Origin of the sequence: Rhodococcus sp. SMB37 (assembly GCF_004345605.1) — a bacterium.
Taxonomy (GTDB): domain Bacteria; phylum Actinomycetota; class Actinomycetes; order Mycobacteriales; family Mycobacteriaceae; genus Rhodococcus.
Map to the genome: position 1 here is coordinate 1 of NZ_SLVY01000011.1, position 14,103 is coordinate 14,103.

At 66.0% G+C, this 14,103-nt stretch carries 13 protein-coding genes, 1 tRNA gene and 1 pseudogene; 12 read left to right on the plus strand and 3 right to left on the minus strand.

The genetic code is table 11. The features are described from left to right. Window positions 1-355: 355 nt before the first annotated feature. Together EV641_RS17720 and EV641_RS17725 are read right to left on the minus strand one after the other, a co-directional pair. Window positions 356-429, minus strand: a tRNA-Gly gene (locus EV641_RS17720). Window positions 430-514: 85 nt separating this feature from the next. Next, window positions 515-1,336 carry an oxygenase MpaB family protein gene (locus tag EV641_RS17725; protein WP_132473434.1) on the minus strand — a complete coding sequence of 274 codons (822 nt, stop codon included), beginning with the start codon at window positions 1,334-1,336 and terminating at the stop codon, window positions 515-517. Between the two features lie 90 nt (window positions 1,337-1,426). Between EV641_RS17725 and EV641_RS17730 the strand changes: the two genes are divergently transcribed. From EV641_RS17730 to EV641_RS17740, 3 genes are all read left to right on the plus strand, one after another. After that, a complete protein-coding gene (locus EV641_RS17730) occupies window positions 1,427-2,050 on the plus strand; it encodes a TetR/AcrR family transcriptional regulator (protein WP_054719015.1) in 624 nt (207 codons plus the stop codon). Between the two features lie 32 nt (window positions 2,051-2,082). Further along, the gene (gene dcd, locus EV641_RS17735; protein WP_054719007.1) at window positions 2,083-2,673 is read left to right on the plus strand and encodes a dCTP deaminase; all 591 of its coding nucleotides are present in this window, start codon (window positions 2,083-2,085) and stop codon (window positions 2,671-2,673) included. A 185-nt stretch (window positions 2,674-2,858) separates the two neighbouring features. Continuing rightward, window positions 2,859-4,037 (plus strand): glycosyltransferase family 87 protein, encoded by a 1,179-nt coding sequence (locus EV641_RS17740; protein WP_132473436.1) that lies wholly within the window; start codon window positions 2,859-2,861, stop codon window positions 4,035-4,037. A gap of 258 nt (window positions 4,038-4,295) precedes the next feature. Here EV641_RS17740 and EV641_RS30285 read toward each other — a convergent pair. Continuing rightward, window positions 4,296-5,243: pseudogene (locus tag EV641_RS30285) on the minus strand (hypothetical protein); the annotation flags it as partial. On the opposite strand from EV641_RS30285, the gene EV641_RS17750 reads away from it, so the two are divergent. The 9 genes from EV641_RS17750 (at window position 5,215) to EV641_RS17790 (ending at window position 14,092) form a co-directional block, all read left to right on the plus strand. After that, a complete protein-coding gene (locus EV641_RS17750) occupies window positions 5,215-5,499 on the plus strand; it encodes a SelT/SelW/SelH family protein (protein WP_054720271.1) in 285 nt (94 codons plus the stop codon). The pseudogene EV641_RS30285 and the gene EV641_RS17750 sit on opposite strands and share 29 nt — an antisense overlap. 667 nt (window positions 5,500-6,166) lie before the next feature. Next, the gene (locus EV641_RS17755; RefSeq protein ID WP_054720275.1) at window positions 6,167-6,901 is read left to right on the plus strand and encodes a GntR family transcriptional regulator; all 735 of its coding nucleotides are present in this window, start codon (window positions 6,167-6,169) and stop codon (window positions 6,899-6,901) included. An 8-nt stretch (window positions 6,902-6,909) separates the two neighbouring features. Further along, a complete protein-coding gene (locus EV641_RS17760) occupies window positions 6,910-7,347 on the plus strand; it encodes a phosphonate C-P lyase system protein PhnG (RefSeq protein ID WP_132473438.1) in 438 nt (145 codons plus the stop codon). Then, on the plus strand, window positions 7,344-7,946 hold the full coding sequence (gene phnH, locus EV641_RS17765; protein WP_158289187.1) for a phosphonate C-P lyase system protein PhnH: 603 nt from the start codon (window positions 7,344-7,346) through the stop codon (window positions 7,944-7,946). Before EV641_RS17760 ends, phnH begins: the two co-directional genes overlap by 4 nt. Window position 7,947: 1 nt before the next feature. After that, window positions 7,948-9,057, plus strand: coding sequence for a carbon-phosphorus lyase complex subunit PhnI (locus EV641_RS17770; protein ID WP_132473442.1), 1,110 nt, complete (start codon window positions 7,948-7,950; stop codon window positions 9,055-9,057). Continuing rightward, window positions 9,057-10,910: an alpha-D-ribose 1-methylphosphonate 5-phosphate C-P-lyase PhnJ gene (locus tag EV641_RS17775; protein WP_132473444.1), complete on the plus strand. Its 1,854-nt coding sequence runs from the start codon at window positions 9,057-9,059 to the stop codon at window positions 10,908-10,910. The genes EV641_RS17770 and EV641_RS17775 overlap by 1 nt, the downstream gene beginning before the upstream one ends. 2 nt (window positions 10,911-10,912) lie before the next feature. Further along, entirely contained in the window at window positions 10,913-11,680 is a 768-nt protein-coding gene (locus EV641_RS17780; protein ID WP_132473446.1) for an ATP-binding cassette domain-containing protein, read from the plus strand. Next, window positions 11,677-12,918, plus strand: coding sequence for an alpha-D-ribose 1-methylphosphonate 5-triphosphate diphosphatase (locus EV641_RS17785; protein WP_132473448.1), 1,242 nt, complete (start codon window positions 11,677-11,679; stop codon window positions 12,916-12,918). The genes EV641_RS17780 and EV641_RS17785 overlap by 4 nt, the downstream gene beginning before the upstream one ends. A gap of 250 nt (window positions 12,919-13,168) precedes the next feature. Continuing rightward, the gene (locus EV641_RS17790) at window positions 13,169-14,092 is read left to right on the plus strand and encodes a phosphate/phosphite/phosphonate ABC transporter substrate-binding protein (RefSeq protein ID WP_132473450.1); all 924 of its coding nucleotides are present in this window, start codon (window positions 13,169-13,171) and stop codon (window positions 14,090-14,092) included. Window positions 14,093-14,103: the final 11 nt, after the last annotated feature.

Here is a 14,103-nt window from a genome sequence, read left to right on the forward strand (position 1 = left end):
AGCAACTGCGACGGCTTCGCCGTAGTCCGCCACGCCGGCGATGAACCATTCCGACCGCGATGGCCGCGATCTGGGGCACGATTAGCCGGTCAATGTTGGGACAACAGTCCGTCCGAATCTTTCTGGTCGATCTTCAAGCATGAGGAGTACTACCGGCACGTGTATGCCACGAAGTCGGGGCTTGTTGCTGGCGTTGACAATTGGATTGTCTTCTACAACACTGTTCGACGGAACTCTGCTGTGGGGATGCTCAGTCCCGACAGGTTCGAGAACTCGCTTCGGGTGGAAGTCGCCTGAAGAATGTAACCCCCTTGTCCACTGTTCGGGGTGAACCTCACCCTGCCTGTTGGAACGATGGAGCCGATGACGGGAATCGAACCCGCGTACCTAGCTTGGGAAGCTAGTGTTCTACCATTGAACTACATCGGCACGCTGGGCTTTTGTCGATTCTCACCGACTCCGGCCCACGCTCGGAGCAAACTTTAGCAGACTCTCCGACCGCTACCGCAAACCGCTATACCAGCGCGCGTCCGGTTTTGATCCGCCACCGCATGTCCGCCAGTAATAGGCGGTACGGTGCTTCGCGGACGGCAAGCGGAAGTTGCTTGTTGACCTTGCCGATGGCGCGCATCACTCGATCGAATCGGCGTTGGTCGCGAGGTGTCCACGACAGCAGCATCTCGTCGCGGAACCGCTGCGGCAGGAACCCTGCGGTGAAGAACATGTTGATCGGTCCCGCCACCAGCGACACGGGCTTGGGGAGAAACTCCATCCGCGCGATGGAGATCAGGTGTTCGCGGATGACGTCGTCGATCCGAACCTTCGCGAGGCCTTCGTTCCAGTACTCCTCGAACAGTTCACGATCGGCCGGCCACATGTCGGGCTTGACTTGCAGTGTCGTGCCGAAGGTCGCGCCGCGCTGATAGAAGTAATCGACGGCGTGTTCGGGGATCGGCCCGTACAGCGCGCGGTGGACATCCTCGAATCCTCGGTAGATGCACGCGGCAACCCAGAGTTGGAGTTCGGGATCGAACGCGTTGTATTTGACGGGGCTCGCCCCGGTCGAGCGCACCTGGGCGTGTGCCTTGTTCACGCCGTTGCGGAATACTCGCTTCTCTTCGTCGGTGCCTTTGGCTGCGACAGCGAGGTAGCCGAGGGTGGTGCGGCTCCGCTTGTACGGGTGGTCGAACAGGCGACCCGATTCGACGCGGCTTTCGAATACGCCGTAGCCGACGCCTGGCCAGGACAGCTGCATGATGATGTTCGCGGCGCCCGCGGCAAGGCCGATGCCGTCCATCGCATCATCGAGACCTGCGGGTTTTTCGATCGTGGGCATGCTGAACTCTCCTCCGAGGTCGAAAATTGCTTACGACTGTACTCAGATGAAAGACGGGCGTAAAGGACCTTTGCTGAGATGATGGGCGGCATGGCGACAGGACGGATCTACGGTGGACGCGCAGGCGAGGAACGATTGGCCGACCGAAGGGCGAAGCTGATCGACGCCGGTCTCGACCTGCTCGGCGCCGCCGACGGCGAACCGACTCTGTCCGTCCGCGGCGTCTGTAAACGCGCCGGCCTCGCATCGCGCTACTTCTACGAGAGCTTCGCCGATCGCGACGAACTCACAGGTGCGGTGTACGACTACGTCGTCCAGCGCATCGCCGAAAGCACGCTCGCGGCGATAGCAGAGGCACCTCATGAGGACCGGGCCCTCGTCCGAGCATGCGTCGGGAACATCGTGCACGAGATCGGCGAGGACCCCAGGCTCGGCCGCATGCTGTTCTCCGTCAGCCAGGCCAACCCGCAACTCGCGAAGCGGCGGCTCGAGTCCACCCGGATGTTCGCCGGCCTGGTGATGTTGCAGGCGGAGAACTTCTACGAGGTCAAACCCAGCCCGCGCCTCGACCTCGCCGCCCACTACGTCGTCGGTGGTCTCGCACAGGCGCTCACCGCGTGGCTCGACGAAACCGTGCCGCTGAGTCGGGACGATGTCATCGAGGAATGCACCGAGCTGCTCCTCGCGATGGCCACCCATCTGAACAGGAGCTGAGGTCGCGCGAGCGAGGTTGTTAACCTCTACCCGTGCTGCTCTCCGATCGCGACATCCGCGCCCAGATCGCCTCCGGACATCTGGGGATCGACCCATACGACCCGGACCTGGTGCAGCCCTCGAGCGTCGATGTGCGCCTGGACAGTCTGTTCCGCGTCTTCAACAACACCCGCTACACCCACATCGACCCTGCAAAACAGCAGGACGAGCTCACCTCCCTGGTGGAGGTTCCCCGGAACGAATCGTTCGTGCTGCACCCGGGAGAGTTCGTCCTCGGGTCGACGATGGAACGCTGCTCGCTGCCGTCCGACCTCGCGGGCCGGCTCGAAGGTAAGTCGTCTCTCGGGCGCCTCGGCCTGCTCACACACTCGACGGCCGGCTTCATCGACCCGGGTTTCGACGGGCACATCACCCTCGAACTGTCGAACGTCGCGAACCTGCCGATCACGCTGTGGCCGGGAATGAAGATCGGGCAGCTGTGCCTGTTCCGCCTGACGAGCCCGGCCGAGCATCCGTACGGTAGCGCGAAGGTGGGATCGAAGTATCAGGGCCAGCGCGGCCCGACTCCGTCCAAGGCGTACCTGAACTTCGTGCACGAGCATCCCGACGCACGTCCCAGCTGAATCCGGCGGCCACGGCCCCGTCGTCCGCAGCCGTCGGTGGACGCGCCTCGCAGAGTCGAGATCTCATCTACCGGCCACGCCTTGTCGGTCTGGCATGGCAGGGAGTGCATGGGCAGCGAGATCATGATCACGTCCAGCTCCTGGAGCCGAACCTTCCGGGTGGAGGTATCCGTAACCTCACGGGCATGACTATGCGTCGTCTGATTCGTGCGTTGGAGCCGCGGACTGCTCGTTCGTTCGCTCAGATGGTGGCGTACATCGTGTGGCCGCTGGCGGTGATGGTGGCCGTGCAACGGGTCTGGTGGTCGCTCGCCGACCCGACTCCCGGCCGGTTCCTCGCCCTTTACGACGCATCATTCCGTTTCCTCAACCCGCACACAGCATTCGCTTCCGGCGAATCAGCACTCAGCCCCGGTGCCATCATCCTGACCGCACCATGGGCAGTCCTCGATCCGGACCAGGCGCGGTGGGTGCAACTGAGTCTGAGCGTGCTGACGCTACTGGGCGCATGGGTGCTCCTGCTGCGTCTGCTGCAGATCCCGATGTGGTCGGTCCTGGCGCCGGTGTTTCTGCTCGTCGGGTTCCATTGCGGGCCGGTGACGGACACTCTGCTCACGGGCGACCTCGGTGCATTCGTGGTGCTCGCGTTGGTGACATGGTTGTACCTGACGGTGAAGGGGCACCAGGTCGCCGCCGGGGTTGCACTCGGGGCAGTCGTGGCATTGATGCCGATCTTCGCTGCGCTGCTGGTGGTTCCGCTGCTTCAGCGCCGGTGGCGCGAGTCGGTTCTCGCAGCAGTGATCGCCTGTGCGGCCACCGCGCTGGTGTGGGCACGCCTCGGCGGTGGTGATGGCCTGGGCATATCCGCGCTCGGTGGCACCGCCGCCGCCGCCGATCGTTCGTTCTTTGCGCTTGCCGAGTACCTGCACATCCCTACCGTCGGGACGGTGGCAATTGCGGTGGTGATCGCGGTCGTCGCCATCGCCGCAGTGGCCCTGGCCTATTCCCGGCAGCGCGGCAACGAGGTGCTGTTCCTGATCACGGCCGGCGGCGCCCTCGTTCTCGCGTGCTGTCTGCTCGCCCCGGTCGGTCACGGGAACTATTCGATCGCGCTGTTACCCCTGGTCGGTAGCGTCGTGCTCGCCGGTTCCGCTGTACGGGTATGGCCGGCGTGGCTCGCCATCTATGCCTTCGGCTCCGAACAAAACTGGTACTCGACACATTTCGGTGGGTTCGGGGAACACATCGAGGTCCTCAGAGTGCCGGCGGGATGGTTGCTGCTGTTGGCCACGATTTGCGCGGTGCTCACCGCAGCTGCTCCTCGCACGCGTGCCGGTGCTGCGGAAGGGGCAGATTCGAAATGATCCCGGACTGACGTCATCCCGGGCCGTTTCCCCGATCAGGTACTCGACTGCGCTCAGTTCAGGCCCGCATACGAATGGAACCCGGACACCACATAGTTGATGACGAACATGTTGATCAATGTCACGGCTGAAGCCGCCACATTGATCCAGGATGCCGTAGTGGACTTCCAATTCCGCGTAGCCTGGGCGTGCAGGTATGCGGCGCTCGGCGATCACATGCAACAAGCTCGCGGGGCTGGCGAACAACAGAATTCCGCACGCACTGACGATGATCGTGACGTGGATCGCGATCCAGTACGAGCGCAACGCCGGTACCACCGGAGCGGCATCGTTGTACATGAGCGCCGCCGCGACGAAGAACAGCACGACCACCGGTGCGAGCACGATCGCCGTCAACGAGCGCAGCGCATATCGGCGCACGACGATCAGCCAGCAGATCACGGTCGCCGCACACAGAAACACCGAGTACTCGTACAGATTTCCCAACGGCCAGCGCGACGACGCCAGGCCGCGCAGGACGAGCGCAGCGACATTCAGCACCGCCGCGACGACAGTCACCGCGATCGCAGCACGTCCGGCGTGTTCGGCCGGAGGGCGTCTGACGCCACCATCGTCCGGCACCCGGCCCGGGGCCAACGCGCCAGTGGTGGTTCCCGCCCCGACAACGACCAGCCGGCGAGACTCGCCGCCGAGCCTGCACCGCGTCGAGGCCCCCGCCAAGTCGACAGCGGCCAGGAGAAACGCGAGCACATAGACTGCGAAGGTCGACGCGGCCGCATAGTCACTATATTGCGCCAAAGTGGTGTCGACCGGCATTGTTTCTCTCCCCGAGGATATGTAGATCTCTCTACGACACATCATCGTAGAGAGATCTACGACAAGCCGTCGTAGAAAGCCCCAGGCCGGCTCGCGTACTGCTTCGGCCGTCCGAGTTGGCTTCGGAGCATTGCGCATCATCTGTTGCCGACTGATGTCGTACCTACCCGATCGGGTAGTTTCTCGGCAATACTCGCGAGTAGCAATCTTGGTCGATAGACTCGAAATCGAGTCGTCCTCCTGTCCCCCCTGCGAGGACGACCACGCGGGCCGGTACCCCCCATCTCCGGCCTGCGTCGAAGCCCCGCCGATCCCCACCACGATCGGCGGGGCTTCCTTCATCCGCGATAATCTCGTCTCCATGACCACCACTGGGCCTCGTGTCACCATCGCCTACTGCACCCAATGCCAGTGGCTACTGCGTGCGGGGTGGATGGCGCAGGAATTGCTCAACACCTTCGGCACCGACCTCGGTGAGGTGGCGCTCGTGCCCGGTACGGGCGGGATCTTCCACGTTGCGGTGGACGGCCGAACGGTGTGGGATCGCAAGGCCGATGGCGGGTTTCCCGACATCGTCACTCTGAAACAGCGCGTCCGCGACATCGTCGACCCGGCACGCGACCTCGGGCATGCCGATCGTAAGTAACGCTTGCGTGATCGAACGTATGATCGAGTAGTGAAACTGTATCGAGTCGCGTCCGGATGGGCCGAGCCTGCGCCCTCGCGCTGCCCGAACGGGCACGAACTCGGTGCGAATCGGGTGCTGGTGGGATCGCAGGTGTGCGAGTGCGGTGGCAGGCATCGCACGCATTCCTGCCGGGAGTGCGACGCGGTCGTCTACACCCCGCCGATGGGGCCGAGGTGTCGCTTTCGCGCGTTCGACGAACGATGAATGCCATTCGGTACACATCAGTGAGCAGATTGTTCTATGGTCGAACGGCAGTCGTCGCCGGAGGTCGATTCGGAGTCGGGGAGGTTCTGGACCGGCCGCTGCGCAGGCCTTCGGGAAGGCCGGGCGGCTGGTAGGGGAGCCCCGCCGGCGAATTGAGGGGAGGAGCCGGCGGGGCCCTGAACTGCATCTCCTGTGTCGGGGAGGACCTTCAGGAAGAAGCGTCGCGTCAAGGCGACGGGCGCCACTGTATGGGAGTGCGGCCGACCCCGTCCACTTCCGATGCCGAAATGATATGTAGCACCATAACTATTCGTGCCTGCATCATCGGCGCGAACAACTGGGCCAGTCGTTCAGCTGCGTTTCCCTTCCGGTTACCTACAGTGAAGTTGCCCGTACAACTCGATCGGCCACTGTCTACGGTGTGACGCAGCGCAACGGTTACCACAAGATCGCCGGCCAGCTGGCCGACGAGATCGCCCAGCTGGAATCGGGCACGAAACTCGCGAGCGAGCACGAGCTGATGGCACGGTTCGGCGTGGGACGGGCGTCCGCCCGCTCGGCGGTCCAGGAACTCGAACGGCGCGGGCTCGTCCGCAGGCTCCGTGGCTCGGGCACCTACGTCAACCGCCGCATCGACTACGTCGTCTCCAAGGAGAAGCGACCGTCGTGGCATCGCACAGTCGAAGCGGCCGGAGCGGTACCGCGCTCGTCTGTGTTGCAGTCCGAGATCCGGCCGACTCCCGAGACCCCGGCGGGGTACCTCGGGATCGAGCCCGGCGACCCCGCACATTACATGCGACGCCTGCGGTACGTGGACGACCACGTAGCCGCGTTGGGGGAGGAATGGGTGGCGTGTGACGCCGTCACCGAACTCGGCTCTGCCATGCGTGTCGAGGAATCACTCGACGAACTTCTGCGCCAGATGGGCAGATTCGACGTGGTGCGGTCGTGGTGCCGTACCGCGACGGAACTTCCGACGCCCGAGATCTGCAAGGCCCTCGAGATGACCTACATCGCACCCGTGTGGGTCATCGAAAGCATCAACCGCGACTCCGAAACCGGTGTCGCCGTCACGTACAGCACCGCGTGGATGCGCGCCGACATGATCCGCGTGGTCATGGAGATCGGCGACCAACCTCCCGTTTCGAACCACTAAGGAAACTCATGACGTCCCACACCTACAGCAGGGAGCGGCTCGCCGAGCTGCTCGCCGTGGCACCCGAAGAGGATCTGGTGAGCACAGCCGACGCCTGCCTGTCCGACGGCGCGGCACTGACCGTGCTGACCACCCCGGAGATCGGGTGCATCGCGACCCAGGTTCGTGAACCGATCGGCCATGTCCGCTTCTTCCTCGGCAACGTCCTCGCATGCCATGCGGAGGTGCGCCTCGACGGCACCCGCGGCTGGGCCATGCGCATGGGCGACGACCGCGCCGCGGTGCTCGCCGCCGCCGTGTGCGACGCCGAGGTCGCCGCGGGCCGCCCGAACGCCGGCCACGTGCTCGACCTGTGCGCTCGCATCGAAGCCGAGCTCGGTCGCGCCGACGCCGAGGAATGGGCGCACATCGCCCCCACCATCGTTCAATTCGAGGAGTTGACGTGACCACCGCCGCCACCGACAAGGTCATCGGGATCGGACTCGACCCCGTTGTCGCACAGCAAGTATATCGTGCGATGCTCCAGGCGTTCAGCCGCCCGGGCCTGCCGCAGCCATTGCCGTCGACGGACTTCCCGCCGGCATTGCTGCCCGCCCTCGCCCTCGCCGACCTCGAAACCGGCGTCGCCGTGCTCGAAGACGACTCCGACTGGAGGGAGGTGCTCACCGTCGCCACCGGTGCCCCCGTCGCAGCCCTCGGCCAGGCGAAGTACGTCACCGCGCTTCGCCCCATCACCACCGATGAACTGCTTTCTGCCACACGTGGAACCGCGCTGTCGCCGGAATCTGCCGCGACCGTGATCTGCTCGGTCAGATCCCTCGACGGCGGAACGCCCGCCGAACTCGCCGGACCGGGCGTGAACGGCACCGAAACGATTGCGCCGCTCGGCTTCGACGACGCGCTGCGCAGCGCCCGCAACGACGCCGTCGCCGACTTCCCCGCCGGCATCGACATTCTACTCGTCGCAGACGACGGCGCCGTCCTCGGGCTGTCGCGTACCACTCGCATCAGCACCCCGCATTCGAGCACCGCACAGGAGAACTGACATGGGATACTCCGGAGCCCGCGGCGGACTCGACGCGATCCTCGCCGCCGAAAGCCTCGTCCGCACCGCACGGGAAGCCGACAACTCACCGCGCCTGACCACCGAACAGATCACCGGCCGAATGCGCCTCGCCGTCGACCGTGTGATGGGTGAGGGGTCGCTCTACGACCCCGAGACCGCCGCCGATGCTCTCCGTCAGGCGGAAGGCGACGTCATCGAGGCCACTCACCTCGTCCGCGCCCACCAGTCGACCCTGCCGCGACTGGCAGTCAGTGAACCCGTCGACCCAGACGAAATGACAGTGCAGCGCCGCATCGTGCCGGCGTGGCGTACCCCGGACGGCCCGCAGTTGCTCGGCCGCACCAGCGATTACACCGGCCGCATGCTCGTCCGCGACGACGAGCCCGTGCCGCCGGTCGTGATCGACGAGGCCCCCACCCCGGATCGCACCGACGCCGAACGTCATCCGAAGCGCTTCTCGGAACTGCTGCGCGAGATGGATCTGCTCGCCGACAGTCGCCCGACCGACGGCTCCGACCCCGAGCCGTTCGATATCTCCCGCCACCCCGCCGCGCCCCCGGCGCCACGCTCGGCAGTGCTCGCGTCGATGGCACGCGCCGAGACCGGCTCGCTGATCGGCACGTGGTACCGCTCGATCCGCGGCACCGAAGGCAACCTGCACGAGGTCACCCTCGGCGAGGTACGACACGGCCGCGTCCCGGTGCGCGTCCGGCACCCCCACACCGGAAATGCGTTCTCCGTCGGAGATATTCGTGTCACCGAGTGCGAGGCGATCGAAGATCTCAACGGCCCCGACGAGGATCGCGGTCGCTTCGACGTCGGTTACGGATTGTGCTTCGGACACAACGAACGCAAAGCCATCGCGATGGCGAACCTGGATATCGCATGCCGCCGTTTCGGCGACACCGGAGGTCTCGAGCAGACCCTGCTGCTCACCACCGACGGTCTCGATTCCTGTGGTTTCCTCGAACATCTCAAGCTTCCGCACTACGTCACCTTCCGCTCGATGATCGACCGGAAGATCGCCGTGCAGGCCGGCGCCGGCGACGCCGCGGACCGCAACACCGAACCTCTCGGAAGGACCTGCTGATGACCGACCTGCTCACCACTCGCGACACCGGTTCGCGCGTCACCCACACGCTGGACGCGATCGACGCCGCCACCCGCGAACGCGGCATCCTCGACGAAGGGTCCAAACGTGAGATCCGCCGCGCGACATTGACCGCGGTGTGCGTGCCCGGCTACCTGACTCCGTTCGGCTCCCGCGAGATGCCGGTTGCCCGCGGCTGGGGCTCCGGCGGCCTGCAGGTCACGCTGGGTCTCGTCGGCGGCACCGACGTCGTCAAGGTCATCGACCAGGGCGACGACGACGGCGTGAACGCCACCAACCTGCGACGGCTGATCGAGTCGAGCGAGAAGTGCGCCTCCACCAAGGACACCCGTGAGTCGACGATCATCCAGTCGCGCCACCGTATCCCCGAGGAACCGATGTCCGAGGACCAGATCCTCGTGCTGCAGGTACCCAACTCGGAACCGCTTCGGGCCGTGCAGAAATCGGTCACCGAATGTGCCCGTATGCACGCCGAGGCCGACTACTCGATGATGTGGGTCAGTCTCTACGAGGACCTCGTCCGCAACGGCGTCATCACCAAGACCACCGGATACCCGGTGCTCGTCGACGACCGGTATGTGATGATCACGTCGCCGATCCCGCGGTGGGACGTTCCGCGCCTGGACAATTCACCGCACCTGACGTTGCTCGGCGCCGGACGCGAGAAGCGCATCTTCGCGGTCCCGCCCTACACTCCGGTGCAGCCGCTCACGTTCGACGATGTCCCGTTCGAGGTCGAGGGCAGCGACGACCAGGTCTGCGTGCGCTGCGGCTCGTCCGACACGTTCCTCGTCGAGGCGTCGCCCGGACGGATGATGTGCAGTGACGTCGAGTGGTGCACCCGCGTCGTCGACGCCGACATCGACGAGGCGCTCCACAGTGCGCACGCCCCGATGCAGTTCCTGCCCGACCCGCAGCGCCGCGTACGCGCTGCACACGCCGCGACGCGCCGCGATCCGGCCGAACTCACCGATCGACCCGTGCCCGCGCACCCCGACGGCTGGACCCTCGCCGTACGGGACGTCGGCAAGGTGCACGGCCCCGGCGGCGCCGACGCCGTCCCGGGAACCGGCCCCGACACCGGCACCGCGATCAGCCCGGTCACCGGCGCCGTTGTTGCCGCGTGGGACGTCAGCTTCGACGTCGCACCGGGTGAGGCGCTCGGTCTGATCGGCGAGTCCGGCTCGGGTAAGTCGACGGTGTTGCGCTGCCTGATCGGCGACGACAAGGCCACGAACGGCTCGATGTTCCTGACCACCGTCGGGGGCGGCACCACCGATGTATTCACCCTCGACGACACCGAGCGCCGCGCGCTGCGCATCGACACCCTCGGCCTCGTGCACCAGAACCCCGCTGACGGACTCACGATGACGGTCTCCGCGGGCGGCAACATCGCCGAGCGTCTCACCGCAGCCGGCTGGCGCAACTACTACGAGATCCGCGACCGCGCAGCGTATCTGTTGGAGAAGGTCGAGGTACCCCTCGAGCGTATGGACGATCCCGTCCACACGTTCTCGGGCGGCATGCGCCAGCGCGTGCAGATCGCGAAGGCTCTCGCGACCGATCCGCGGGTGCTGCTGCTCGACGAGCCCACCACGGGCCTCGACGCGTCGGTTGCGGCGGGCGTGCTCGATCTGCTGCGGAACCTGCTCGCCGAGCGCGACACCGCGGCGGTGGTCGTGAGCCACGACTTCGCGGTCATCGAGGCACTCACCGATCGCACGCTGGTCATGAACGTCGGCCGTGTCGTGGAGACCGGCCTGACCGACCAGCTGTTCCAGGACCCCCACCACCCCTACACCCAGCGGCTCGTCGCAGCCGCACGGAGGTGACCATGTCTGTGTCCACTGTGCCTGTGCCCACCACTGCTGATCCGGTCCTCACCGTCCGAGACCTACGTAAGTCCTTCACGCTCCACACCATCGACGGCCGCACCGTCACGTCGTTGCACGGCGTCGATCTCGAGGTCGGCCGCGGCGAGCACGTCGCGCTCGCCGGACCGTCCGGTGCCGGGAAGTCGAGCTTCCTGCGCTGCGTACACCGCAGCTATCTGCCCGACGCGGGCTCGGTCGTGCTGCACACCGACGACGGACCGGTCGAACTCACCGAGCTGTCCGACCGGGAGATGGCCCGGCTGCGCGGACGCGAACTCGGCTACGTGTCGCAGTTCCTGTCGGCGCCTCCGCGCACCGCACCCCTCGAGGTGGTCGCAGCGTCCGCACGTCGTCGTGGGATGAACCGAGCCGATGCCCGCGACGCCGCTGCCGAAGCACTGCAGCGACTCTCACTCGACGAAGCGCTGTGGGACGTCGATTGCAGTGTGCTCTCCGGCGGCGAACGTCAGCGCGTGAACATCGCTGCCGGCACCGTCCACCCGCCGCGGCTGCTGCTGCTCGACGAGCCGGTGTCGGCCCTCGACCCGGTCAACCGCGAGCGTGCACTCGAGCTCATCGCGTCGCTGTCGGCATCCGGTGTCGCGGTGCTCGCGGTATTCCACGATCTCGACGCCATGCACCGTCTCGCGACACGTGTCGTGCGGTTCGCCGACGGCCACGTCGCCCAAATAGGATCCGCCACAGACATATTGGGAGATTCAGCATGACCGGAACAGAAACCGTCGAGTCCCCTGTCTCGACTGCCACAGCGTGGACCCTGCAATCGGCACCGCAGAACTATGTGGTCGGGCACGTCCGGGCGGTACTGCCGGACCGCATCCTCGAGGATGCGCGCATCGTCGTGCGTGACGGCAGGATCGAGGAGGTGGGACCGTCCACTCCCGGCGTGCGGCCCGACGTCGACGGCGGTGGTCTGCTGTGCCTGCCGGGCCTGGTGGACGTGCACTCCGACGGACTCGAGAAAGAACGCCTCCCGCGACCGGGAGTCGAGCTGCCGTGGGCGTTCTCGCTCATGTCGTTCGAGGGCAAGGTGCGCGCGGCCGGCGTGACGACCGTGTTCCACGGTGCATCGTTCTCCGACCGAGCCACCGCGACGACGGGACGCAGCGTCCATGTCGCGCAGCAGATGTGTGAGTCCATCGAGGGTTGGAATACGCGCGACACGGACGCACGACTCGTCGACCACCGAGTCCTGCACCGCCTCGACGTGCGGTCCGTAGCCGGATTCAAGGCCATGCGTGACGAGTTCGACCGGTTGGTCGCGGCAGGTGCCGTCACCACTGCAACGCCCGCGGTCATCTCCCATGAGGATCACACGCCGGGGATCGGCCAGTATGCCGACCGCACCTACTACGAGAACCACATCGCCGGCGTCCGGGGTATCTCGGCGGAGGACGCGCGCAAAGTGGTGGACGGTCTGGCGGCCGAACGTGAGGCCAACGCCGGGATCCGCGACGAGACGATGGGCTGGTTGGCCGAGCAGTCCCGCAAGGGCCTGGCCCGCGTCTTCGGCCACGACCCCGAATCGGCCGTCGAGATCGCCGATCTGGCCGCCCGCGGAGGCAACGTCGCCGAGTTCCCCACGACCGTCGAGGCGGCACGGGAAGCGCGTGACCGCGGCATGTCCGTGGTGATGGGCGGCCCGAACGTGCTGCGCGGACGCTCCCACTCGGGCAACGTCTCCGCCGGGGAACTCGCCGAGCTGGGACTGGTGACCGCGCTGGCATCGGACTACCTGCCCTCGTCGCTGCTCGGTGCGGCGTTCTCTCTCGCCGACGGATACATGACGTTGCCGGCTGCCGTGTCGCTCGTCACGAGTGGCCCGGCAACGGCAGTAGGGCTCGCGGACCGGGGTGCTCTGGGTACCGGTCAGCGCGCCGACCTCGTCCTCGTCTCGTTCGAACATGGTCACCCGGTGATCCGCGCGGTCCTGCGCGCATCATGAAATCCCGGCCCCACACCGAATCGGTGTGGGGCCGGTCTCGTAGTGGGCGGACATGCCACCGCGAACGTCTTCCGCTCGAGGTCGGAAGTTCACCTCGGGTTGGGGAATTCGATACACCGTACAGACAGTCTGGATTCCGACGATGCCGCTGGGTGTCGCCCCCCTCGTGCCCCGACTCCGCGTGCGCGGATTCGACAAGGAGCTTTTCTTCATGCGTACCTCTCGTTCCCGATCCCTGGTAGGGATTACCATGGCCGCCGCAGCGGCGCTGGCTCTGTCCGCGTGCGGCTCGAGCGCCGACGAAGACACCTCGGCCGGCGCATCCGCCGACGAAGGTGCACCCGAGACCCTCGTGCTGGCCTCCATCCCGAGCGAGGACAGCACAAGCCTGCAGCAGGAGTTCGCGCTGGTTCAGCAGGTCATCGAGGATGAGACCGGTATCCCGGTCGAGTTCCAGAACGCCACCGACTACGCGGCCGTCATCGAGGCCCAGCGCGCCGGCAAGGTGCACATCGGTCATTACGGTCCGTTCTCCTACGCCACGGCGAAGGACAGCGGCGTACCGGTGACACCGCTCGGCGTGTTCGCCGACAGCGCCGACGAGGAGCCCGGTTACCAGTCCTACGCGATCGTGCCCGCGGGATCCGATATCCGCTCACTCGAGGACTTCCGGGGCAAGACGGTGTGCTTCGTCGACCCCACCTCCACTTCCGGCTACCTCTACCCGTCGGCCGGTCTGCTCGAGGCGGGCATCGACCCCGCGACGGACGTCACCCCGGTCTTCGCCGGCGGCCACGACGCATCTGCCCTCGCTGTCAAGAGCGGCCAGTGCGATGCCGGATTCGCATTCGACACCATGGTCACCGAAACCCTCGTCGACAAGGGCGATCTCGCTGAGGGCGACCTCGACGTGATCTGGGAGTCCGAGATGATCGCGGCCAGCCCTTCTGCTGTGCTGACCACGTTGCCGCAGGATCTCGTCGACCAGCTCACCGACATCTTCGCGACCAAGCTCAATCGTCCGGCGCTCGTGGAGGCCGGTTACTGCGCCTCAGAGGAGGAGTGCGAGCTTCCCGAGAGCACCGAGTACGGATACATCCCCGTCACCGACGACTTCTACGACGGCGTCCGCAAGGTCTGTGAAGTCACGCAGTCCCCGTCCTGCGCGAGCTGACCCGATCTTTC

Coding starts and splice junctions, on each gene's coding strand:
- EV641_RS17725 (WP_132473434.1), bottom strand. CDS start 1,336: ATGCCCACGATCGAAAAACCCGCAGGTCTCGATGATGCGATGGACGGC.
- EV641_RS17730 (WP_054719015.1), top strand. CDS start 1,427: ATGGCGACAGGACGGATCTACGGTGGACGCGCAGGCGAGGAACGATTG.
- EV641_RS17740 (WP_132473436.1), top strand. CDS start 2,859: ATGACTATGCGTCGTCTGATTCGTGCGTTGGAGCCGCGGACTGCTCGT.
- EV641_RS17750 (WP_054720271.1), top strand. CDS start 5,215: ATGACCACCACTGGGCCTCGTGTCACCATCGCCTACTGCACCCAATGC.
- EV641_RS17760 (WP_132473438.1), top strand. CDS start 6,910: ATGACGTCCCACACCTACAGCAGGGAGCGGCTCGCCGAGCTGCTCGCC.
- EV641_RS17770 (WP_132473442.1), top strand. CDS start 7,948: ATGGGATACTCCGGAGCCCGCGGCGGACTCGACGCGATCCTCGCCGCC.
- EV641_RS17775 (WP_132473444.1), top strand. CDS start 9,057: ATGACCGACCTGCTCACCACTCGCGACACCGGTTCGCGCGTCACCCAC.
- EV641_RS17780 (WP_132473446.1), top strand. CDS start 10,913: ATGTCTGTGTCCACTGTGCCTGTGCCCACCACTGCTGATCCGGTCCTC.
- EV641_RS17785 (WP_132473448.1), top strand. CDS start 11,677: ATGACCGGAACAGAAACCGTCGAGTCCCCTGTCTCGACTGCCACAGCG.
- EV641_RS17790 (WP_132473450.1), top strand. CDS start 13,169: ATGGCCGCCGCAGCGGCGCTGGCTCTGTCCGCGTGCGGCTCGAGCGCC.